21 protein-coding genes are annotated in these 21,373 nt (G+C 28.8%); 1 reads left to right on the top strand and 20 read right to left on the bottom strand.

Features of this window, described 5'->3' with window-relative positions:
- Positions 1-6: 6 nt before the first annotated feature.
- The 17 genes from OCV55_RS03330 to OCV55_RS03410 all read right to left on the bottom strand — a co-directional run bounded on the left by OCV55_RS03330 (position 7) and on the right by OCV55_RS03410 (position 15,160).
- Entirely contained in the window at positions 7-765 is a 759-nt protein-coding gene (locus tag OCV55_RS03330) for a TatD family hydrolase (RefSeq protein WP_147579792.1), read from the bottom strand.
- A gap of 260 nt (positions 766-1,025) precedes the next feature.
- Positions 1,026-1,466 (bottom strand): Hsp20/alpha crystallin family protein, encoded by a 441-nt coding sequence (locus OCV55_RS03335; protein WP_117346468.1) that lies wholly within the window; start codon positions 1,464-1,466, stop codon positions 1,026-1,028.
- 191 nt (positions 1,467-1,657) lie between these two features.
- On the bottom strand, positions 1,658-2,215 hold the full coding sequence (locus OCV55_RS03340; RefSeq protein ID WP_147579793.1) for a DUF308 domain-containing protein: 558 nt from the start codon (positions 2,213-2,215) through the stop codon (positions 1,658-1,660).
- An 83-nt stretch (positions 2,216-2,298) separates the two neighbouring features.
- Complete coding sequence (locus OCV55_RS03345) at positions 2,299-2,835, bottom strand: TetR/AcrR family transcriptional regulator C-terminal domain-containing protein (RefSeq protein WP_147579794.1); 537 nt, start codon at positions 2,833-2,835, stop codon at positions 2,299-2,301.
- Between the two features lie 62 nt (positions 2,836-2,897).
- Entirely contained in the window at positions 2,898-3,344 is a 447-nt protein-coding gene (locus OCV55_RS03350) for an S-ribosylhomocysteine lyase (RefSeq protein ID WP_147579795.1), read from the bottom strand.
- Between the two features lie 113 nt (positions 3,345-3,457).
- Positions 3,458-4,216 carry an ABC transporter ATP-binding protein gene (locus OCV55_RS03355; protein ID WP_147579796.1) on the bottom strand — a complete coding sequence of 253 codons (759 nt, stop codon included), beginning with the start codon at positions 4,214-4,216 and terminating at the stop codon, positions 3,458-3,460.
- A complete protein-coding gene (locus OCV55_RS03360) occupies positions 4,206-5,183 on the bottom strand; it encodes a FecCD family ABC transporter permease (RefSeq protein WP_147579797.1) in 978 nt (325 codons plus the stop codon). The genes OCV55_RS03355 and OCV55_RS03360 overlap by 11 nt, the downstream gene beginning before the upstream one ends.
- The gene (isdE, locus tag OCV55_RS03365; protein ID WP_147579798.1) at positions 5,170-6,060 is read right to left on the bottom strand and encodes a heme ABC transporter substrate-binding protein IsdE; all 891 of its coding nucleotides are present in this window, start codon (positions 6,058-6,060) and stop codon (positions 5,170-5,172) included. The genes OCV55_RS03360 and isdE overlap by 14 nt, the downstream gene beginning before the upstream one ends.
- The gene (locus OCV55_RS03370; RefSeq protein ID WP_267309791.1) at positions 6,038-6,910 is read right to left on the bottom strand and encodes a heme-binding Shp domain-containing protein; all 873 of its coding nucleotides are present in this window, start codon (positions 6,908-6,910) and stop codon (positions 6,038-6,040) included. The genes isdE and OCV55_RS03370 overlap by 23 nt, the downstream gene beginning before the upstream one ends.
- A gap of 28 nt (positions 6,911-6,938) precedes the next feature.
- Positions 6,939-8,522 carry an NEAT domain-containing protein gene (locus OCV55_RS03375; RefSeq protein ID WP_147579799.1) on the bottom strand — a complete coding sequence of 528 codons (1,584 nt, stop codon included), beginning with the start codon at positions 8,520-8,522 and terminating at the stop codon, positions 6,939-6,941.
- Positions 8,523-8,723: 201 nt separating this feature from the next.
- The gene (locus tag OCV55_RS03380) at positions 8,724-9,680 is read right to left on the bottom strand and encodes a ribose-phosphate diphosphokinase (protein WP_032091133.1); all 957 of its coding nucleotides are present in this window, start codon (positions 9,678-9,680) and stop codon (positions 8,724-8,726) included.
- Between the two features lie 14 nt (positions 9,681-9,694).
- Complete coding sequence (glmU, locus tag OCV55_RS03385) at positions 9,695-11,074, bottom strand: bifunctional UDP-N-acetylglucosamine diphosphorylase/glucosamine-1-phosphate N-acetyltransferase GlmU (RefSeq protein ID WP_147579800.1); 1,380 nt, start codon at positions 11,072-11,074, stop codon at positions 9,695-9,697.
- Positions 11,075-11,182: 108 nt separating this feature from the next.
- Complete coding sequence (gene ispE, locus OCV55_RS03390; protein ID WP_147579801.1) at positions 11,183-12,040, bottom strand: 4-(cytidine 5'-diphospho)-2-C-methyl-D-erythritol kinase; 858 nt, start codon at positions 12,038-12,040, stop codon at positions 11,183-11,185.
- 6 nt (positions 12,041-12,046) lie between these two features.
- Complete coding sequence (locus OCV55_RS03395; RefSeq protein ID WP_032091131.1) at positions 12,047-12,784, bottom strand: sporulation peptidase YabG; 738 nt, start codon at positions 12,782-12,784, stop codon at positions 12,047-12,049.
- Positions 12,785-12,794: 10 nt separating this feature from the next.
- Positions 12,795-13,613 carry a 16S rRNA (adenine(1518)-N(6)/adenine(1519)-N(6))-dimethyltransferase RsmA gene (gene rsmA / locus OCV55_RS03400; protein WP_022001672.1) on the bottom strand — a complete coding sequence of 273 codons (819 nt, stop codon included), beginning with the start codon at positions 13,611-13,613 and terminating at the stop codon, positions 12,795-12,797.
- Positions 13,594-14,130: a ribonuclease M5 gene (gene rnmV, locus OCV55_RS03405; protein ID WP_032091130.1), complete on the bottom strand. Its 537-nt coding sequence runs from the start codon at positions 14,128-14,130 to the stop codon at positions 13,594-13,596. Before rnmV ends, rsmA begins: the two co-directional genes overlap by 20 nt.
- A 4-nt stretch (positions 14,131-14,134) precedes the next feature.
- Entirely contained in the window at positions 14,135-15,160 is a 1,026-nt protein-coding gene (locus OCV55_RS03410; protein WP_147579802.1) for a transglutaminase domain-containing protein, read from the bottom strand.
- Between the two features lie 321 nt (positions 15,161-15,481).
- Between OCV55_RS03410 and OCV55_RS03415 the strand changes: the two genes are divergently transcribed.
- Positions 15,482-15,883 (top strand): helix-turn-helix domain-containing protein, encoded by a 402-nt coding sequence (locus OCV55_RS03415; RefSeq protein ID WP_032091128.1) that lies wholly within the window; start codon positions 15,482-15,484, stop codon positions 15,881-15,883.
- A 37-nt stretch (positions 15,884-15,920) separates the two neighbouring features.
- On the opposite strand, the gene OCV55_RS03420 is transcribed toward OCV55_RS03415, so the two are convergent.
- The 3 genes from OCV55_RS03420 to OCV55_RS03430 all read right to left on the bottom strand — a co-directional run bounded on the left by OCV55_RS03420 (position 15,921) and on the right by OCV55_RS03430 (position 21,328).
- Positions 15,921-20,150, bottom strand: a complete 4,230-nt coding sequence (locus OCV55_RS03420) for a 2-hydroxyacyl-CoA dehydratase (protein ID WP_147579803.1) — start codon at positions 20,148-20,150, stop codon at positions 15,921-15,923.
- Positions 20,143-20,580, bottom strand: a complete 438-nt coding sequence (locus tag OCV55_RS03425; RefSeq protein ID WP_106987447.1) for a MarR family winged helix-turn-helix transcriptional regulator — start codon at positions 20,578-20,580, stop codon at positions 20,143-20,145. The genes OCV55_RS03420 and OCV55_RS03425 overlap by 8 nt, the downstream gene beginning before the upstream one ends.
- A gap of 106 nt (positions 20,581-20,686) precedes the next feature.
- Positions 20,687-21,328: a YggS family pyridoxal phosphate-dependent enzyme gene (locus OCV55_RS03430; protein WP_032091126.1), complete on the bottom strand. Its 642-nt coding sequence runs from the start codon at positions 21,326-21,328 to the stop codon at positions 20,687-20,689.
- Positions 21,329-21,373: the final 45 nt, after the last annotated feature.

Below are 21,373 nucleotides of genomic sequence, written 5' to 3' on the forward strand. Positions count from 1 at the left end.
TTCCTCCTATTTAATGCCAAATACTTTTTTAGCATTAAACGTTGTCTGACTTGCAACGCTTTCTATCTCCATGTTCTTTAGCTTCGCTATTTCCTGGGCAATATACACAACATTTGCAGGCTCATTTAAACTACCACGATATGGATGTGGTGTTAAATAAGGACAGTCGGTTTCAATTAATAAATGCTCTAAACCTATTTTTTCTGCCACATCTTTAGGAACTCTTGCATTTTTAAAAGTGACTGGTCCAGCTAAAGAAATATAAAAACCTAAATCAATAAATCTTTTAGCCATTTCCACTGATCCACTATAACAATGCATAATTCCTGGATGTCCATTTCTTTTAAGCACTTCATAAGTATCTTCATAAGCATCTCTGCAATGAATAATAATTGGTTTTTGATGTTTTTTAGCAAAATCAACTTGTTGTTGAAAAATTTCTTTTTGTTTATCGCTAGGAACATCATCCCAATAATAATCCAATCCAATTTCACCAAGTGCTACGACCTTTGGTTCGTTTAAGTACTCATCGATGATTTGTAAATCTTGAGTAGTTGTGTTTAAACAGTCATTAGGTCCAATACCTACAGCAGCATAGATAAAGGAATGCTCTTTAGCAATTTCAACTGCCTTTTTGGAAGACTCAAGATCATACCCTACAACAATCATCATTTCTACTTGATTGTCTAAAGCATGTTTAATAAATTCATCTCTATTTTCATATAATTGTTCACTATTTAAATGACAATGTGTATCAAAGTACATAAATCTCACCCCGGTGAATACTAACAAAATATCTTTATTTTGTCAAATTTCTAAAAAAATACTCCTATCCGAAAATATTTTCCCTTCATTTTATCATAAGCTTTTTTGAATGAATAAAAATATATCTTGTCAATTTTTAGGATTTAAACAAATATATGCTTATAAATATGGTATTTTATGATATGCTCATTATAATATATGCCCACTTTTTAAATTTATGATACAAAAAAAAGAAATCCCGTAGGATTTCTCATTTCATATTATTCAATACTTATTGTAGAAGTATTTTCAATTTGTTTCATATCAGATTTAGGAACTGATAAACGAAGTACTCCACCTTCATATTTAGCTTTTATATCTTCTTTTGGAATATCTCCTAAATAGAAACTTCGTGTCATATTTCCAACATATCTTTCTTGTCGGATATAACGTCCATCTTTGTCTTTTTCATCTTTATCCAAGCCTTTACTTGTTGATATTGTCAAATATCCATTTTCATAGTTGACATTGATATCTTCTTTCTTGAAGCCTGGTAAGTCAACATCTACTTCATATGTCGTATCTGTTTCTCTGACATCTGTCTTCATCATATTTCTTGCATGTTTTCCATATAATGGATTTTTCTTTCCAAAGAAATCTTCATCGAAATCATTAAAGAAATCATCAAATAAGTTTTCTGTAAATAAGCTAGGCATCATCATAAGTCATTTCCCCTTTCAATATAAATGCTTAGTCATTAGCATCGTTACTTCAAGCGGTGTTAACTCTTGAAACTAGGTTCTTTATTAATACCTTTCCTAATTTCTAAATACATTATAGCTCTTGGCTTTAGCACTGTCAAGAGGTGAGTGCTAAAATGTTTTAATTATTTAAAAAAAGCAGATTTCTCTGCTTATTGAATATAGGTTCTGTATTGTTTAATAATTCTTGTTAATCTAAAGGCAATAAAGAGATTAGATATTCCATTAATTAAAAATAATATACCAATTACAAATGAAGATGAAATCACTGTACTTGGTGCTAAAAAGAACATCGCAAGACCTGTAAATATTAAAATTGTGACAACAACATAATCAAAAGTTAAAGAATAACTTATCATTGATTTAATAAACGTATAGGCTTCAAAACAATATAAAGCACTAATAATAATATATAAACTAAAAATATAAGAGAAGAAAGTTGTCATAAGTGGTATATGTGTTAACACAAAGATTCCTAACAAACATTTTAGAAAACCACTTAATAATGTATTCTTCATAAAATAAATATCAAGCCAACCATTTAAATAATAAATAAAATCAAGAATACCTGTTGCTGTAATAATTATTCCTGCAATAATCGTAATCATTTGAAATGATTCTTGAGGATTGATCAAGAATAAAATCCCAATAATAATTGCACTAAGTGCGTTGATCCAAATACTTGTTTTTACTTTATTTAATGTTTTCATATGTATCACTTCCTACTTATAATATAGTCCTCTTTTATTGATTATAAAATGGACAAAAAAGAGAAAATAACTAAAAAACAGACTTATAATAAAGTCTGTGAGGAACTATCTATTAAATGATAGATTTTTTCTACAAATAATTTTAAATCATAATCTCCTTGGCATTCTAACCAATCAATTAAAATACCAATCATTAAGCATTTATAAAAATGTGTTAGTGTTTCCTTTTCATCTTCACTTCTTGATACATAATGTGAAGATTGTTTCATAAACATTTTAACAATATGTAAAGCGACATGATTCATATATGTAATAAATTCATCTTTTTGAGATGATGAATAAAGATGTTGGAAAGCTTTTTTATATTTTATAAATTCTTCTACCAAAGGAGAAAGACACGTCATTGGTGAACCAAATTCATAATTGTTTTGAATGATTTCATCTGCCCATAATTTTACTGTATATTCAGCAAGATTTGGGATATCTTGAAAATGATAATAAAAAGTGTTTCTATTTAATGCACAACGTTCAACAATGTTTTGAACTGTTATTTTATTAAAGGGTTTTTCTTCTAATAATTGCCAGAACGCATCAATAATTATTTCTTTTGTTTTCTTCATATCTTTACCTCATTTACCCCATTATAGCAAAAAAAAAGAAATTGTATATGAACAATTTCTTCTTAGAGTAAATGATATTTATGTTCCCATTTACTGTTTACAAAATAATCTGCTGCTTTTTTAGCTTCTTCTAAATCCATAAAAGTATAATTTCCACATTCTTCTTCCTTCGCTCCTGGAATTTCTTGATTCCATGAAACAATTTGTGTGTAAACATCTTTTACAATTCCATTAATTATCTCTAAATCTAAATCTCTTACGATTAAATAAAAGCCTGTCATACAGCCCATTGGTCCAAAATAAATCACTTGATCTTTATATTTTCCATTTCTAAGTAATGTTGCCCCAATATGTTCAATGGTATGTGCTGCTTCTGGTTTTAAAGCTGGCTCAACATTTGGTTGTGTCATACGAATATCATATGTAATCAAGTCTCCATCTACTCTTGAGACATAAACTCCTTTTGTAAGTTTACGATGATCAACGCTAAAACTTGTTATTCTTTCCATATTTTTATTCCCCCAATTTTATTTTGTAACAGTTTCTTTATTTTATATAGAATTAATATGCTATAAGGATATTCTAATCCTATTTACCTGTCAAGGAAAAAGGGGCATTGCCCCTATACTGTAAATACATAGGGTTGTTTAGATAATTGTGTCATCTTTAAATCAATCCCATAGATTTCTCTAATAACTTCACTTGTAATCACTTCATTTGATTTTCCTTCTACAATTATTCTTCCTTTTTTTATAGCTATAATATTATCTGAATATTGAATCGCTTGATTAATATCATGTAAAACCATAATAATCGTTATTTTATATTTTTGATTTATTTCTTTAAGTAATCTTAAGAGTTCTAATTGATATCTTATATCTAAATAAGTTGTCGGTTCATCTAATAAAAGATAAGGTGTTTTTTGGGCTAAAGCCATAGCAATCCAAACACGTTGTTGTTGTCCACCTGATAAGCTTTTTAATGTTCTGTTTTTGTATTCTTTTAAGTTGGTTACTTCTAAAGCCCAATCTATGATTTCATAATCTTCTTGGGATAATTTTTGTGAATAATGGAGGTAAGGTAATCTTCCATAGCCTACAATTGTTTTTACATCTTGATCACCATTAATTTGATTTTTTTGGTGAACAACAGCAACCTTTTGTGCAAATTCTTTTATTTTATAATTTTGTATATCTTGTTGATTAATTTCTATAAAGCCTGTTTGTGGTTTATAGATACGACTTAATAACATAAGTAAAGTCGATTTACCACTACCATTCGATCCAATAATTGTTGTTATTTGATTTTCTTTAAATTCTATATTTAAATCTTTAATAAATGATTTTTGATTATAACTAAAAGAGAGATTTTTAACTTTCATGCACTGAACTCCTTTTTAATAAGATAATAAATAATGGACCACCAATAATAGCCATTAAAATAGCAGGTGTTATTTCATAAGGAGCAATAATGACTCGCCCTAGGGTATCAGCTATTAAAAGAACAAGAGCTCCCAATAAGCCACTTGTCGGTATTAAATAACTATGCTTATTACCTACAAATAAACGTGCAAGATGAGGAACAAGTAAACCTACAAAACTTAACACACCTGCGATTGCTACTGAAACACTACATAAAATAACTGCTAATAAAGAAATAATAAATCGATAAAGATTAACATTTATTCCTAAAGATAATAATGTACGATCTTCTAATCCTAATAAATCACATGCTTTTGTAAGAAAGCATAAAATAATTAAAATAGGTAAAATATAAATCATCAATAATTGAACATCATTCCAGGTATATAAAATAACAGAATCTACCGATGATGAAATAGATGAAGAAATACTTTCAATAAATGAAATGATTGCTGTTAAGGTATAATGAATTGCAACACCGACAAGAATAATTCTTATTGTTTTTAATCCTGATTTCCAAGATAAACTATAAATCAATATAAATGTTATTAATCCTCCTAAACATGTTAACAATGGTTTGATGGTATATAAATCAGGTAAAAAGATACCTACTAATAAACTAACTAATTGTGCTCCTGCACTGATTCCAATAATACCTGGATCTGCTAAAGGATTCTTTAGTACTACTTGAAATAATAAACCTGCTAAAGCAAGTGCGCATCCTACAAGCATAGTAACAATGACACGAGGAAAACGTATTTGATAGATACTTGCAACATCTTTGTTATATTCTACAAAGAGTCCTTTTAATAATTGAATAAATGAGACTTTGATCGTTCCTGTATTAATTGCTATAAAGAATGAAATACATAATAAGATAAATAAAGATAATATAAACAATAAGGGATGCTTTTTAATTGTTTTCATATAAAATTCCTTCTAATGTTTCTAATCCTTTTTGATAATTAAAATTAGCACTCATTCCAAAATATTCATTATTTAAATCATATACTTTATTATTCTTAACAGCATCAAATTGTTGCCAAGTTTGATTATTCGAAAACTCTTGTTGAAAATACTCCATAACTTGTTTTGGCATGGCATGAGATGTTCTTAAAATAATATCAGGATTTTGTTTTAACATATCTTCTACACTGACATTAACAAAATCTTTTCCTTCTCCATCACCATAAATATTTGTTCCACCTGCTAATCTTACTAAATCTCCAACATAACTTGATTCAGTTGCTACAACATAACTTCCTCCTGGAAGTCCCATTAAGATTAAAACACGTTGACTCACATTATTTTGATATTTTTCTCTAAAAGAAACCATATAGTCAACATACTCATCAACAAGCTTTTTAGCCTGTTTTTCTTTATTAAATAATTTTCCTAATTCTTCAATACTCTTATACATTCCCGATAAGTTTTTAAGATTTAAAAAAGTTGAACTTATTTTTAATTTTTCATATTTACTTGAAAGATCACTTTCTAATGAATTAGGGCTTAAAATTAAATCAGGTTTCAATGTAGATATTTTTTCCATATCTGGTGTCATTGCATTACCAATCTTTGTTGTTTTTTGATATTTTTTAGGAACTGTATAACTATCACTTTGAGGAATTCCTACAACTTGTTTAGCTGGTATATTTAATTGATCTAAAATTTCTGTAACAGCAATAGAAGTAGCAGCAACTGTAATTTCTTGATCACTTGTTACTTCTTGATTTTGATTTACACATCCTGTTAATAAAGATATTAAACAGATAAATACTAAACTACTTTTTAATTTTTTTAACATAGAATATTCCTCCTAAAATAAATACGATACATATTCCTACAATAAGTAATGTATTATCTTTTTTGGTTGTACTTTCCTTCGTTGTTTGTTTTAAATTTTTAACTGTTAGTTTTAATTTTTTATCGACTTTTCCTTTTGAATTAATAATGTGATTACTTAATCCTGTCGCATTTTCCATAAGTGATTCTTTTGTAATTGTTCCTACTATTGCTTGTTGAATTTCAGTAGTTTCTGGTGTTTGTGTTTCCTCAGTTGTTTCTTCTTGAGTTGTTTGATTTGTTGTTGATTTAGATGTATTTGTTTGTGTATTTTGACTTGTTGAGGTTTCTGTATTTTGAGGGATCATTTGACTGTTATAAATTCCTGTTCCTGCTATTGCCGAGGAAATATTAGGTTTAATAAAAAACTGTACATCTCTTCCCATTGGATTTACATACATAATAGGACTTATATAAAGTTCCAAAGAACTGACTTGTAATCTATAATGATTAACAGTATCTCCATTAGCACTACTACTTCCAGTTTTAGTTGCTGAAACTGAACTCATTGATCCACTTGATGTCATCACTTTAAATCGTACATTGCTGACATTAGAAGCTAACCCTAAACCAACAGTGATATAATACTTTCCATTAATTTGTTCAACCAATAATTGACTTTCGACAATATTACTTACCATACTTTCACCTAAAGCAATATTTTCTCCTCCGTCTTCTGTTTTACCGGTAAGAGGATTGGTATAACTTGTAGAACGACTAACAAGATATGCCCCATCATTTAAAGCACTAACTGGTGAAATAAACATGAATAGCATCATTAAAATGATATTTATTTGTAATATTTTTTTCATAGTTCCTCCATAAAAACATGAGGCATTTTTATGCCTCATGTTTCTTTCTTAAAATAAATCCAATCATTGTTATAGAAATAATAAATAATGTCATGAATAACTGAATAGATGTTTGATCACCTGTTTTAACTGATTGATTTTCATTTATTTGATTCTCTTTATTTGCTGTTTGATCTTTATTTGTATTTTCTTGTTGATCATCTTTTTTAGTATTTGGTTCTAATTCTGTTTTATCTGAAACATATGTTAAAGTAGTATAATCAATTTTTAATCTTGCTGCTAAATCCATATTTCCCATCATAGCAACATGTGGATTCATCATTACATTGATATATTCATTTTCATGAGGTAATTCAAAGGCCCATAATGTTGGATTCCCTTGTGCATCTTTTTCAATGATTGTAGCACCATGATTTTTATAATCTTCTTGTTCACTTCCAATATAGAATTCTTGTAAACTTGCTTTAATACTTCCAAATGACATTTCTTTTGTTGAAAGATACATTGTTGCTTTTCCATCTTTAACAATAATTTTTGCTTTTGAATTGATAGCAGAAGCTGCCATTGATTCTTTATCACTTGTAGCATTCCATAAAGCAACATCTACACTATATGTTCCATCTTTTGTAAAACGAGAAGTATTTTCTTCATCTTTTTTATCTTCATCATCTTTTGGTGTTTCTGGTGTAGGATCAACTTTTGTTAGACCATCTAATTTTAATTGTAATCTTGCAATAGCACCTCTTGAGCTTCCACCATAATAAAACTTAACATTTGTAAGTTCTTTATTTTCATCTAATTTGAATTGTACTTTTTTTGGATGTCCATCTTCTTCCTCAATAACAGTTGCTTCTTTATATGTTCCATCTTTTAATTGATATTCCATTTTATCAACAGAAGCAGTTTGTCCATACATTGTCATTTCTTTTAATTTTAAAGTAACAACAACTTCATTGTTTTGAACAGTGATTTGTGCTGATTCAACAGCTTGTGCTGCCATTGATTGATCATCACTATTTTCTTTTAAAACATTTACAGGAACGTCATATGTACCATCTTCTAAAACATATTCTTTTTGTAATTCTTTTGCATTATCTAAATCTAATGTTAAAGTTACATTTGTTGGATAATCCTTTCCTTGTCCCATAAAATAATTCATAAAATCAACTGTAATTGATAAAACTGTTGAATTATTTTCATCTAATTGAGGTAATTCAAAAGAAATTTTTTCTGGTACTTCTACTTCTAATGTTTCTCCACCCATTCCTTGTGTAGACTTTTCTACTTTTGTTGAAAGAGTTGTTCCATTAGCAATTGTTAAAACATTTGCATAATATTCTGATCCCATGTTAATAATCATATTTTGTAATGTAGCAACTGCTTGTATTGTACCATCTTGATCAACAGTTACTTCTAATGTATCACCAAAGGCACCAGCAAAGGCTTTTTGTACTGCTGGAAGTGGTGCAGCACTTTTTAAATTTTCAACAGGAATTTGATATGTCCCTGCTTTTGATAAATCAATATTTAATGCGTTGACTACCTTTAATGATGTCAGTTGTAATCCTAAAGCCATCATTAAAGCAAGTGTTATCTTTAATAATTTTTTCATTTTTTCCTCCTATAAAGTTAGTCTTTGCTAACTAAAAGGAGTTTAACATGCCTCTTTTATTTTTCAATGTCTAATTTTGTTTCATATCTGTAACAAAATGAGTATTTTTAGTCTTATTATCATGATTTTATCTCAATTTATAAATGTTTTACACGTGAAACAAAAAAGCCTTCCATCAAAGGAAGACTTTTATTTTTTATATTATTTTTCGAAATCAAATTCTTGGAAAACATCACTTACTGGTAAATTATTTTCAATACTTTCAATTGTTTTAGCAAGTAATGATGCTACTGAAACAACTTTTAATTTATCGAAATGTTTTTCTTTAGGTAAAATAATTGTATCTGTAACAACGACTTCTTTAGCTGAACAGTTTTTCAATCTTTCAACAGCTGGTCCTGAGAATACTGGGTGTGTACAAGCAACGAAAACATTTTTTGCACCTTTTTCAAGTAACATATCAATACCTGCTACAATAGTTCCACCTGTATCGATCATATCATCAATCATGACACAGTTTTTACCTTCAACATCACCTAAAACACCCATGATTTCAGCAACGTTAGGTTTTGGTCTTCTTTTATCAATGATAGCTACTGGACAATCTAAAGCAACTGCCATTTTACGAGCACGAGTTGCTCCACCATGGTCTGGAGAAACAACACAAATATCATCTAAGTTTTTATTTTTGAAATAATTACAGATTAATGGTAATGCTTGCATATCATCTACAGGAATATTGAAGAATCCTTGAATTTGTGCAGCATGTAAATCAATTGTTACAACACGATTAACACCAGCAGTTGTTAATAAATCAGCAACTAATTTAGATGTAATTGGTTGTCTAGGTTTTGCTTTTCTATCTTGTCTAGCATATCCAAAGTATGGCATGATAGCTGTAATTTCTCCAGCTGATGCTCTTTTTAAGGCATCTGCTAAAACTAAGATTTCCATTAAGTTTTCAGTAACAGGATTAGATGTTGATTGGACAATGAAAACATCTTTTCCACGAACTGATTCATCAATTTCAACTAAGATTTCTCCATCAGCGAAATGGTGAACTTTTGATTTTCCCATTTCACAACCTAAATTATCACAAATGTCTTGTGCTAATTCTACTGATGATGATAAAGCAAATACTGTAATTTTGTTTTTCATTTTTTCTTTTACCCCTATTTTCCTATTTTATTTCTTTTTTCTTCTAATACTTTACTATAACCTTCTTTGTTCACTTGTCTACTTCTAGCAATTGCAAAAGCATCTTCATGAACTTCATCTGTAATTGTTGATCCAGCAGCAATAAATGCATTTTTACCAACAGTTACAGGAGCAACTAAATTAGAATTGCAGCCAACGAAAACGTTGTCTTCAATTACTGTTTGGAATTTATTTTTTCCATCATAGTTGCTTGTAATAGTACCGCAGCCAATATTTACGTTTTCACCAACTGTCGCATCTCCAATATAGCTCAAGTGCGCAGCTTTACTTCCTTTACCAAAAGTTGCTTTTTTCATTTCCACAAAGTTACCCATGTGGACATTTTCTAAGATATGACAATGATTTCTAAGTCTTGCATATGGCCCGATATCAACACCGTTTTCAATAATCGAATCAGCAATAACAGAGAATTTAATTTCTACGTTATCTTTGATTTCTACATTATCAAATTCACAATAAGGTCCAATATGACATCCATTACCAATCACTGTTTTTCCTTTAATAATACATCCTGGTTCAATTGTTGTATCATGACCAATCACTACATCTCTACCAATATAAGTATTTGTCATATCTACAATATTTACACCATCTAATAGATGTTTTTTATTAATACGATATTGTAATTGTTTTGTTGCTTCTTGTAATTCAAACTTATCATTAATTCCACCAACTTCTGATAAGTCATCAATTTTATAACCACCAACATTTAAGTTCTGATGATTCATAATTTCAATTACATCTGTAATATAGTATTCATTTTGAGCATTGTTATTTGTTACTGATTCTAATGCTTTAAATAAAGCAGCATTATCAAAGCAATATTCTCCAACATTCATTTCAGAAATATTTCTTTGTTCATCTGTACAATCTTTATACTCAACAATACCTTTAACTTGATCATTTTTTCTAATAATACGACCAAATTTCTTATTTAAGTCACAATCACATGTCATGACTGTTCCTTTCATTTGATGTTCATTATGATATTGAATTAACCCTTGTAATGTTTCTTTAGTAATTAATGGTGCATCACCATTTAAAACAATAGTTGTTCCTTCTTTATCTCCTAAAACATCTTTTGCTTGCATCAATGCATGTCCAGTTCCTAATTGTTCTTTTTGCATTACGAACTCAACACCATCAACAAGTTTCATGACTTCTTCAGCTTTATGTCCAACAATAACATAAATACCATCAACACCTAAACCTTTTAATTCATCAACGATATGACAAACCATCGGTTTATATAAAACTTCATGTACTACTTTAGGCTTGTCGGATTTCATTCTTGTACCTTTTCCGGCAGCCATTACTACTGCGTAAGTTTTCATCGTCACACCCCTCTACGACGTCATTCTAACAAAATATAACTCATAATTAAAGATGAATAAGACAATTTATTGCAAATTCCTACATCTTTTCAAAAAAAGAAAATCTTATCACAGATTTTCTTCCTTGTTTAAAATTTTCGATTTTCTAACAAAAAAATAACGTTTTCTAAAGAATTCATATCCTTTATTCATAATTTCTTGATTTCTAGTAATACCAAATACACATGAACCACTTCCTGACATTAAAGCTCCATCAAAACCTAACTTCATCATTTCTTTTTTGATTTCTTTAATTTGTGGCACCATTTTAATAGAAGGAAGTTCTAATGTATTTTGTAGATTATCAATAACTGCTTGATAATCATTCATTTCAATTCCTTTTTTCATCTTTCTGCAATCTTGATGTTTTACTTTAGATAAATCTAATGAAGTAAATGCTTTTTGAGTTGAAACACCTTTTTTAGGTTTTACAAGTAATAAATAAGCTTCAAAAGGTTCATCAATAAATTGTAGTTTTTCACCAACACCTTCAACAAAAGCTGTTTTTTCATAAATACAAAATGGAATATCTGCTCCTACTTCTTTTCCTAAAGCAGCCATTTCTTCATAAGATAAATTTAAATGAAATAATTTATTCATGGCTTTAATAACTGCTGCTCCATCAGCACTTCCACCAGCTAATCCTGCTTGCGTTGGAATATGCTTATAGACAAAGATCTTAACACCTTTTTTTAATCCGTATCTTTCTTGCATCAATTGTGCAACTTTATACATAATATTTCTTTGATTGGTAGGAACGATCTTACTATTTGACTCAATTTCAATTCCTTCATCAATGACATTAATATAAATGAGATCATGTAAAGTAATAGGTGCCATGATCATTTCTAAATCATGATATCCATCTTCTCTTTTTCTTACAACATCTAACGCTAAATTTACTTTTGCATATGCTCTTACTTTCATTTTTCATTACCTCGGATACAAATTTCTGGCAACCCCTCTTGTATCAATTCCACCAACACCTAATTGTTTAAAAGAGGTTTTCTCTATAACTTTTTCTAAATCAACATACTCTTTAATATTTGTACTTGCGATTTGAGTTGTGATAATAACAGGATCTAACGCATGAATATTTTTTCTTGAAGGACTTGATGCAAAGTTAGCACCACTCGCTACTAGAAGTTCATAGTATGACTGACACGCTCCTGCAAAGATTACTAATGCATCTTTGTCGGGTTGATATTCTCTAGCCTTTTTGATTGCTTCTACAAAATCTAAACTGTGCAAATAATCTTGACTATTTCTTTTATGTCCATTTTTTTTCAAAGCATCATGTCCTGTAATGACTAAAAGATGTGGATTATGTTTTTTTAATAGGTTGGTTATTTTACTAGCAAACTCTTCTTCTTTAAAATAATAACCATATGCTCTAATACCATATTCTTGATATTTTTTCATACACATCTTTAAATAAGAAGGATCTCCATCTAAATGTAAAACACTTCCCTTTAAACATTTTTCTTGTGGTAAATGCACATCTTCTATTACTCTTTTCTCTTGAACAAGCTCTAAATCATCTATTTCACTATCCGCAATCAAACGATACTCTATTCCTCTTAAATAACAAATATTTTCTTGTATATCAATGACTTCAAAAATAATATCTTGATGATATTTTTTTCTACTTACAATATCACCTATCTTCATTCTATCACCATTATATAGTATGTTTATATAATGATTTTGTGATAGCCTGATAATCTTCTAATGTAAGTTGTTCACATCTTAATTTTTGATCTATTTGATTTTCATTTAAAACATCTAATGCATTTTGATATTCTTGTTTTAAATTATTATAAATCGTTTTTCTTCTTTGTTTAAAAGCACTATTTAATACTTTATATAAATCTAAATTAGCTTCCTTATTAATTGTAATCTTTAAAATAGCACTATCAATATGAGGTGCAGGAATAAAAACATTTTGACTTACTGTAAACATATATTCAATTTTACCCATATCTTCAATCATATACATCAGTGGACTTTTATAATCGCTTGTATATTTTAAAGCCACTTCTTTTTGTACCATCACGACAATTTCATCAATAACTTTACTTTCAGTTAAAACCTTTTCAATAATTTGAGTTGTAATATAATAAGGCAAATTAGCTACTAAAATAACTTTTTCATACTTATCCTTTAAAGTCATTAAATCCTCTAAATTTACTTTTAAAAAATCTTCAAAAACAATCTCAATATTTTCCTGATTTAAAAACTCTTCATAGACTCCTTTAAAACGTGTATCTATTTCATAGCTTCTTACATATCCTGCATAACGTGCTAATACTTGAGTTAAAGCACCAATTCCAGGTCCTACTTCAATCACTGCACATTTTTCATTAACACTTGAACAACGAACGATTTTTTCTACGACATGAGGATCAATTAAAAAGTTTTGCCCATATTTCTTTTTAGGATATAAATCATATTTATCTAATATATATTGAGTTGTACTTTTAGTCGCTATATCCTTCATTCTCTAACTCCTTCTCTATCATTTCCCTGGAAATACCCACCATATTTAATCTTTTAAACAAAGTCTTTGCATTGCCATATCCTAAATGAAATAAATCATAAACCTTTAATCTTTTCTTTTTATCTCCAATAATATCTAATTCTAAAAACTCTTTCCAAGAAATACTTTCTTCTTGATTTGAAAATGTAACAACATTTTCAATTGCTTTCTTTACAGCTTCTTTATTTGCTTCAGCAATACCTAATTTCTTTCTACCAATAGCATCTTTTCTATCAACAAAAGCATGTTTACAATTTTGTACATATTTTTCTACTTGATTTCTAATCTTTAATCCTGGATAATCTGGATCTGTTAAGACAATAACTCCTCTTGTCTTACTAGCTTCTTTAATAAGTTCTAATGTTTTTTCATCTAATCCTAGCCCATGTGTTTCAATAGTATCAACATCATATAATTCTTTTAATAATTGACTATCTGTTTTTCCTTCAACAACTACTATTTCATTAATTCTTTTCATAACTTTACCATTTTAAATAAATCGTCTTCAATTGATCATTCGTGATATATTGAATATGATCTACCCCTTCTATTAAACGATAGGCATCTCCTTTTTTTGTTAATCTTTCTTTAGCATCATTATATACTTCATTTGAAAATTGCAAATAACATTCTCTTTGATTTTTATTTATTTTAGCTTTTAAAGTATTTAATTGATATAAATCAAAATACAACCCTTCTTCTTTAAAATAAGTATGTTTATCATTTTTAGTTATTTTATAATGATCATCTAAATCATACATTTGTTTCATTGTTTGACTATCAAACATTAAATAATTATTATTGATGATTTCATCATCAGCTAATACTAAATCACCCCAGGTTGCATCTATATAATAATAATCATTGTCATATTTTATCATATTTATTGCATGTTTGTCTCTTCTTCCTTTTATTGTTTTCCCTGTTAAAAATGTTGCTTTAAAATGCAATTGATTGAGTAGATATTGCATTGTTTTTGCATAACCACTACAAACTGATTGATGATTAATAAGAACACTGATTATTTCTTGGTTATATTTTGCTTGTTCATTATACTTACAATGAGTAATAACGTCATCATAAATATATTTTATTTTTTGATAGGATTTTAAATTTTGTGTATCCTCTTTTAGTTGTTTGACAATTTTCTTTATCCTTTTTTGATCTTTAAGAATTTCTTTTTCTTTCATACTATATTCAAAATTAAAAAGACCTTTTGTATTAAGGGACCATTCCTTAATATAAAATAACTCTGGATGATCCTTTAAAACTGCATTAACAATTTGACTTACTTTATCTATCTCTTTTTCTTTAATATAAATATTTTGTGTTCTTGTATAAGCAATATTATAAATTATTTGATAGAGTTGTTTTTGTTTTTTATTTAAAAGCTGATAATGATATTTAAAACATTGATCTTGTTTAAATTTATTTTCTATACTTTGGTAAGATTGTGGAAAACATCCACATAATAAAAATAATACAAGTAGACTAATCAGTTTTTTCATTTTAAAAAAAATAATCTAGCGAATGCTAGATTACTCTTCCCTCAATTTATATTCAAAATAACTCTTACCAAAATAAACTACACTACCTGCCAAGAGCATCATTAATAATCCTAAGCACATAATAAACATCCCCTTCTTATTCATATCATACTCTTTTATACTATTTTATGCAAATTATTTAGATTTTATATCCTTTTTTTACTTCTTTTTTTCTACAATCTTTTTAAAATTATTATTATAAAATATTATTAGTAAAATAAATATTTTTAAACTTGTTCAATGATTTAAAAGGGGTTAAAATTATAATAAGTAGGTGATATGATGAATGCCGATAGATTATTTATGCTTGTTGATACATGTGCCAATATTGATGAAGTAAAACACGAATTTCCAGATTTAGATTTTTTAACTTATTTTTATGCTTTATTAGGATATTACTGTATTCCTACAATCAAGTTATATAATGAAACAAAAATTGATGAAAATACTTTGAATGGTATTCTTAATGGAAAAATTCAACCTCAAAGAGATGATCTTATTCAAATGAGTTTAGTTTTAAATATTGATTTAAAGAAAACAAACTTTATGCTTTCTCTTGCTGAATGTGAAACATTATCCTATAAAGAAAGCCGTGATAGTTTGATTATCTGTTCAATTAAAAATCATTATTCAATCAATAAAACAAATATCATGTTATCAACTTGCAATCTTGTCAAAATATAAAGGTAGTAAAATAGTGGTTCATACGAACCACTATTTTTTATTTATCTAAATTTTTAAAAGCTGTTGAAAGCATTAATTTAATACGATTTAATTGGTTAACTTCACTAGCTCCTGGATCATAGTCAACAGCTACAATGTTACTTTGAGGATATTTCTTTCTTAAAGCCTTAATAGCACCTTTACCTGTAACATGGTTTGGTAAACATCCAAATGGTTGCATACATACAATATTTGGTGCTCCACTTTCAATAAGTTCAATCATTTCACCAGTTAAGAACCAACCTTCACCTGTTTGGTTACCAATTGAAACAACTTCTTTAGCTTTATCAGCAAGATGTTCAATAGAAGCTGGTGGATCAAAACGTTTTGATTTTTCTAAAGCTTTGATCATATCTTTTCTTAAGAAATCAACGGCTTTAATTGCGAATTCACATAGCTTAGTAGCTTTAGCTGTCGCATTGAAATGTTTTCTTTCAAATGTTGTTGAATAGAAACAATATTGGAAGAAATCAATTAAATCTGGCATAACCGCTTCTCCACCTTCTCTTTCAATAATATCAACAATTTGATTATTAGCAGTTGGATGGAATTTAACAAGGATTTCTCCTACTAAACCAACTCTTGGTTTCTTGACATCCAATAAAGGTAATTCATCAAAATCTTTTACGATTTGATAAACATTTTTCTTAAATTCTTTCATGCTACCTGTTTCAATATTTTTCATACATTTTTCTACCCATGATTGGTAAAGTCTATTGGCACTTCCTTTTTCTTTTTCATATGGTCTTACACGATAAAGGACTCTCATGAATAAATCTCCATACATTGCACCGATAATAACTTTCTTTGCAAGTGAGTAGGTAATTTTAAATCCTGGGTTTGATTCGATACCTTGTAAATTGGCACTAATTACTGGTACTTGTTCTAAACCAGCATCTTTTAAAGCTTTACGGATAAATCCGATATAGTTTGTCGCACGACATCCACCACCTGTTTGAGAAATGATCAAGGCTGTTTTGTTGACATCATATTCACCACTTGTTAAAGCTTCCATCATTTGTCCAGCGACAAGGATACTTGGGTAACATGCATCATTATTAACATATTTTAATCCTGCTTCTGTAGCTCCTTTATCTACTGATGGTAAAACTTTTAAGTTATAACCACTTTCTTGCATTGCCTTTTCAACAAATTGGAAATGGATTGGTGACATTTGCGGACAAAGGATTGTCCAACGATCATCTTTCATTTCTTTAGTGAATGGTACTTTGACTGGTTTATATTTTTTAGATAAATCAATTTCTTTATTTTCTTGTTTATCAATTGTTGCTTTTAATGAACGGATACGAATACGAATTGCTCCTAAGTTACTTCCTTCATCAATTTTAATAAGTGTATAGATTTTATTTCTCGCATTTAAGATTTCTGCCACTTGATCAGCCGTAACAGCATCTAATCCACAACCAAATGATGTTAATTGAATTAATTGTAAGTTTGGTTGAGATGAAACAAAGGATGCTGCATGGTACATTCTTGAGTGATATGTCCATTGATCCACAACACGTAATTCTTCTAATTCTTTATCTAAGTGACAAACACTGTCTTCTGTTAAAACAGCCATGCCTTCACCAGTAATTAAATCAGCTAATCCATGGTTGATTTCTGGATCGACATGATATGGCCTACCTGATAAAACAACCCCTGTCATATTATTTTCTTTTAAGTAAGCAAGGACTTTTTCTCCTTCTCCTTGGATATCTAAACGACATTGTTGTAATTCTTCATAAGCATGTTCAATCGCTGCTTTTAATTCTTTATCACTAATACCAAATGATTTAAATTCATCTTTTAAGTTTGTAAACATTGTTTTACGATTACTTAAATCTATGAATGGATTTCTAAAGATGATTTCATTTATTTCTAAGTTATCTACGTTATTTCTAATAACTTCTGGATAAGAAGTTACGACTGGACAGTTGTAATGATTTCCTTGAGTAACATTTTCTTTTCTTTCATAAGCAACTGAAGGATAGAAAATATATTTAATTCCTTTTTCAATTAAGCTTTCAATATGTCCGTGTGATAATTTAGCTGGATAACATACACTTTCTGATGGAATAGATTCAATTCCTTTTTCATAGATTTTTTTACTTGAACGTGGTGATAAGACTACTCTGAATTTTAAATCAGTAAATAATGTATGCCAGAAAGGATAGTTTTCATACATATTTAAAACACGAGGAATCCCTACTGTTCCACGTTTTGCTTCTTTAGCCGTTAATGAACGATAATTGAAAACTCGACGATATTTATAATCATATAAGTTTGGTAATTGTTTTGATTTAGGAGGTAAGTTTGCTCCTCTTTCACATCTGTTTCCACTGATATGTTCACTACCATCATTAAATGAAGAAACTGTTAACATACAATGATTTGTACATTTTTGACAATAACGAATTGTACTTTCATAACCGAAAGCATCAACTTGTTCCTTATTAAGTAATGTTGTTCCTTGTCCTTGATATCTTTCTCTAGCAATTAAAGCAATACCAAAGGCTCCCATTAATCCAGCGATATCTGGACGAATCGCTTTGATTCCTGTTTCTTGTTCAAAAGCTCTTAAAACAGATTCATTATAGAATGTTCCACCTTGTACTAATACTGATTTACCAATACTTTCAGGCGAACGTAATTTAATAACTTTATATAAAGCATTTTTAATAACAGAATAAGCAAGACCTGCAGAAATATCTTCAATCTTAGCTCCTTCTTTTTGTGCTTGTTTTACTTTAGAGTTCATAAATACAGTACAACGTGATCCTAAATCAATTGGTGCTGTTGATTGTAAAGCTAGATTAGCGAAATCAGCAACATTGTATCCTAATGATTTAGCGAATGTTTCAATAAATGATCCACATCCTGATGAACAAGCTTCATTTAATAAAATATCTTGAATAATACCATCTTCGATCTTGATAGCTTTCATATCTTGTCCACCGATATCTAAGATAAATGAAACATCATCTTTAAAATATTTAGCGGCTGTAAAGTGAGAAATTGTTTCTACTTCACTGACATCCATTTTAAATGCAGATTTAATTAAAGCTTCACCATATCCAGTTGACCCAGCATGAACAAGTTCTACTCCTTTAGGTAAGATTTCATAGATTTCTTTTAAAATCTTACGAACAACTTCAATTGGATTTCCTTCATTAGATGAATAGAATGTATATAATACAGAACCATCTTCATCAACTAATACAGCTTTAGATGTTGTCGAACCAACATCTACACCTAAGAAAGCTTTTCCTTGATATGTATTTAAATCTCTTTTCTTTACTTTTGTACGATAGTGTCTATTTCTAAATTCAATACGATCTTCTTCTGTTTCAAATAATGGTTTCAAAGTATCTGTTTCATCAGAAATACCATCTTTTAATGAATCTAAAATATATACAAGTTCATCAATTGTTGTTTTATTCACTTTATCTTCTCTAGCAAGTAAACATGCTCCCATAGCTACGAATAATTGTGAGTTTTGAGGAAAGATAACATCTTCATCTTTTAAGTTTAATGAATCAATAAAACGTGCACGTAATTGATCTAAGAAATAAAGAGGTCCTCCTAGAAAAGCAACTTTACCACGAATAGGTTTACCACAAGCAAGACCACTAATTGTTTGATTGACAACGGCTTGGAAAATAGAAATAGCGATATCTTCTCGAGCTGCCCCTTCATTGATTAATGGTTGGATATCTGTTTTAGCGAATACACCACAACGAGATGCAATTGGATAAATTGTTTCATAGTTTTTAGCAAGTTCATTTAATCCAGCAGCATCTGTTTGTAATAAGGAAGCCATTTGATCAATAAATGCTCCTGTACCACCTGCACAAGTCCCGTTCATTCTTTGTTCAAGAGTTGATTCAAAGTAAGTGATTTTAGCATCTTCTCCACCTAATTCAATTGCTACATCACATTCAGGAATATAAGTTTCCACTGTTTTAGTACAAGCAATCACTTCTTGAACAAATTCTACATTTAAATGTTTTGATAAAGATAAACCACCTGATCCTGTCATCACTACTTTAACTGGTAAGTTTCCATAGTGTTCTTGAACTTCTTTAATTAGACTTTCTATTGCTGGTTTAACATCAGAATAGTGTCTTTGATATTTTGAATAGATACATTGATGTTCTTGATCTTCCACATATAATTTTACTGTTGTTGATCCAACATCAATTCCCATGTAATATAATTTATCCATTTTTTGACTCCTTTACTAAATTAAGTGTCATTTTAGAAATTGTATTTCTAAATTGTTTCACTTCTTTTTCATCAATTCCATCTAACATAATTTTTTCTAATTGAATAACATGATTATCAATCTTTTCTACTGTACTATACGCATGTTCAGTTGCTTTGATTTTTTTCATACGTTTATCATTTTCAACAGGTTCTTTTGTGATATATCCGTTCTTTTCTAAAGAATTTAAAAGACCTGTTGCAGTTGATCTTCTAATATTAAAATATTTTTCTATGTCTTTTTGATAAATTTCTTCATCATTTTCACATAAATAAATAAGAATTAACCCCTGCGGTCCTGATAACATACAATCAATACCATGAATATCATCTAAATAACGTCCCATATATTTAGACAAAACACGTATTTCCATTCCTATTCGATGTTCCATAAATGTCTCCTTTTTTGTTCGGCTGCTAACATTATACGCTTTTGTCACACTATGTCAAATTATTTGAAATTAATTACTAAAACAAAAAAAATAGATATTTTCATATCTATTTAAATAATGCACTTCCTATACGAATCATTGTAGAACCATGATTTAAAGCTTCATGATAATCATTAGACATTCCCATTGATAACTGATCCAATTGATACATTGGATAATCTTTTTGAAGTCTTTGTAAAAGCTCTTGTGTCATTTTAAAATACTTTTCAGTTTCACTACTTTCAATATGTGGTGCCATCATCATAAGTCCTCTTACTTTGACATGAGGATAATCTTTTAAACTATTAAATACTTCATCAATTTCTTCTACTTCAAAACCATGTTTACTTTCTTCTTTAGCAATATTTACTTGAATTAAAACTGGCATTTCTAAATCTCTTTTAGCTGCTTGTTTTTCTATTTCTTTTAATAAAGAATAACGATCAACAGCATGAATTAAAGTCACTTTATCAATAATATATTTTACTTTATTTGGTTGAAGTGTTCCAATAAATTGAAACTCACCATTTCCATGATAATTTTCATACTTTTCTAAAAAAGCTTGTACTCTATTTTCTCCAAAACATGTAACTCCTAATTTTTCTAATTTTTCAATTTCTTTAACATCTACATATTTTGTTGCAGCAACTAATTTTGCTGGTTTTACTTCTTCTAATATTTTTTTAACTGCTTCTTCATTTACAATCATAAAACTCTTCCTTTCATGATAAATTCTTACTTTATTATAATTCAA

It is taken from the genome of [Clostridium] ammoniilyticum, assembly GCF_025566905.1.
Lineage (GTDB): Bacteria > Bacillota_I > Bacilli_A > Erysipelotrichales > Coprobacillaceae > Faecalibacillus > Faecalibacillus intestinalis.

Coding starts and splice junctions, on each gene's coding strand:
- OCV55_RS03330 (WP_147579792.1), bottom strand. CDS start 765: ATGTACTTTGATACACATTGTCATTTAAATAGTGAACAATTATATGAA.
- OCV55_RS03350 (WP_147579795.1), bottom strand. CDS start 3,344: ATGGAAAGAATAACAAGTTTTAGCGTTGATCATCGTAAACTTACAAAA.
- OCV55_RS03355 (WP_147579796.1), bottom strand. CDS start 4,216: ATGAAAGTTAAAAATCTCTCTTTTAGTTATAATCAAAAATCATTTATT.
- rnmV (WP_032091130.1), bottom strand. CDS start 14,130: ATGAAAAGAATTAATGAAATAGTAGTTGTTGAAGGAAAAACAGATAGT.
- glmU (WP_147579800.1), bottom strand. CDS start 11,074: ATGAAAACTTACGCAGTAGTAATGGCTGCCGGAAAAGGTACAAGAATG.
- OCV55_RS03335 (WP_117346468.1), bottom strand. CDS start 1,466: ATGATGATGCCTAGCTTATTTACAGAAAACTTATTTGATGATTTCTTT.
- OCV55_RS03345 (WP_147579794.1), bottom strand. CDS start 2,835: ATGAAGAAAACAAAAGAAATAATTATTGATGCGTTCTGGCAATTATTA.
- OCV55_RS03360 (WP_147579797.1), bottom strand. CDS start 5,183: ATGAAAACAATTAAAAAGCATCCCTTATTGTTTATATTATCTTTATTT.
- isdE (WP_147579798.1), bottom strand. CDS start 6,060: ATGTTAAAAAAATTAAAAAGTAGTTTAGTATTTATCTGTTTAATATCT.
- OCV55_RS03340 (WP_147579793.1), bottom strand. CDS start 2,215: ATGAAAACATTAAATAAAGTAAAAACAAGTATTTGGATCAACGCACTT.
- rsmA (WP_022001672.1), bottom strand. CDS start 13,613: ATGAAGGATATAGCGACTAAAAGTACAACTCAATATATATTAGATAAA.
- OCV55_RS03380 (WP_032091133.1), bottom strand. CDS start 9,680: ATGAAAAACAAAATTACAGTATTTGCTTTATCATCATCAGTAGAATTA.
- OCV55_RS03420 (WP_147579803.1), bottom strand. CDS start 20,150: ATGGATAAATTATATTACATGGGAATTGATGTTGGATCAACAACAGTA.
- OCV55_RS03415 (WP_032091128.1), top strand. CDS start 15,482: ATGAATGCCGATAGATTATTTATGCTTGTTGATACATGTGCCAATATT.
- OCV55_RS03395 (WP_032091131.1), bottom strand. CDS start 12,784: ATGAAGATAGGTGATATTGTAAGTAGAAAAAAATATCATCAAGATATT.
- OCV55_RS03375 (WP_147579799.1), bottom strand. CDS start 8,522: ATGAAAAAATTATTAAAGATAACACTTGCTTTAATGATGGCTTTAGGA.
- OCV55_RS03410 (WP_147579802.1), bottom strand. CDS start 15,160: ATGAAAAAACTGATTAGTCTACTTGTATTATTTTTATTATGTGGATGT.
- OCV55_RS03425 (WP_106987447.1), bottom strand. CDS start 20,580: ATGGAACATCGAATAGGAATGGAAATACGTGTTTTGTCTAAATATATG.
- OCV55_RS03430 (WP_032091126.1), bottom strand. CDS start 21,328: ATGATTGTAAATGAAGAAGCAGTTAAAAAAATATTAGAAGAAGTAAAA.
- ispE (WP_147579801.1), bottom strand. CDS start 12,040: ATGAAAGTAAGAGCATATGCAAAAGTAAATTTAGCGTTAGATGTTGTA.
- OCV55_RS03370 (WP_267309791.1), bottom strand. CDS start 6,910: ATGAAAAAAATATTACAAATAAATATCATTTTAATGATGCTATTCATG.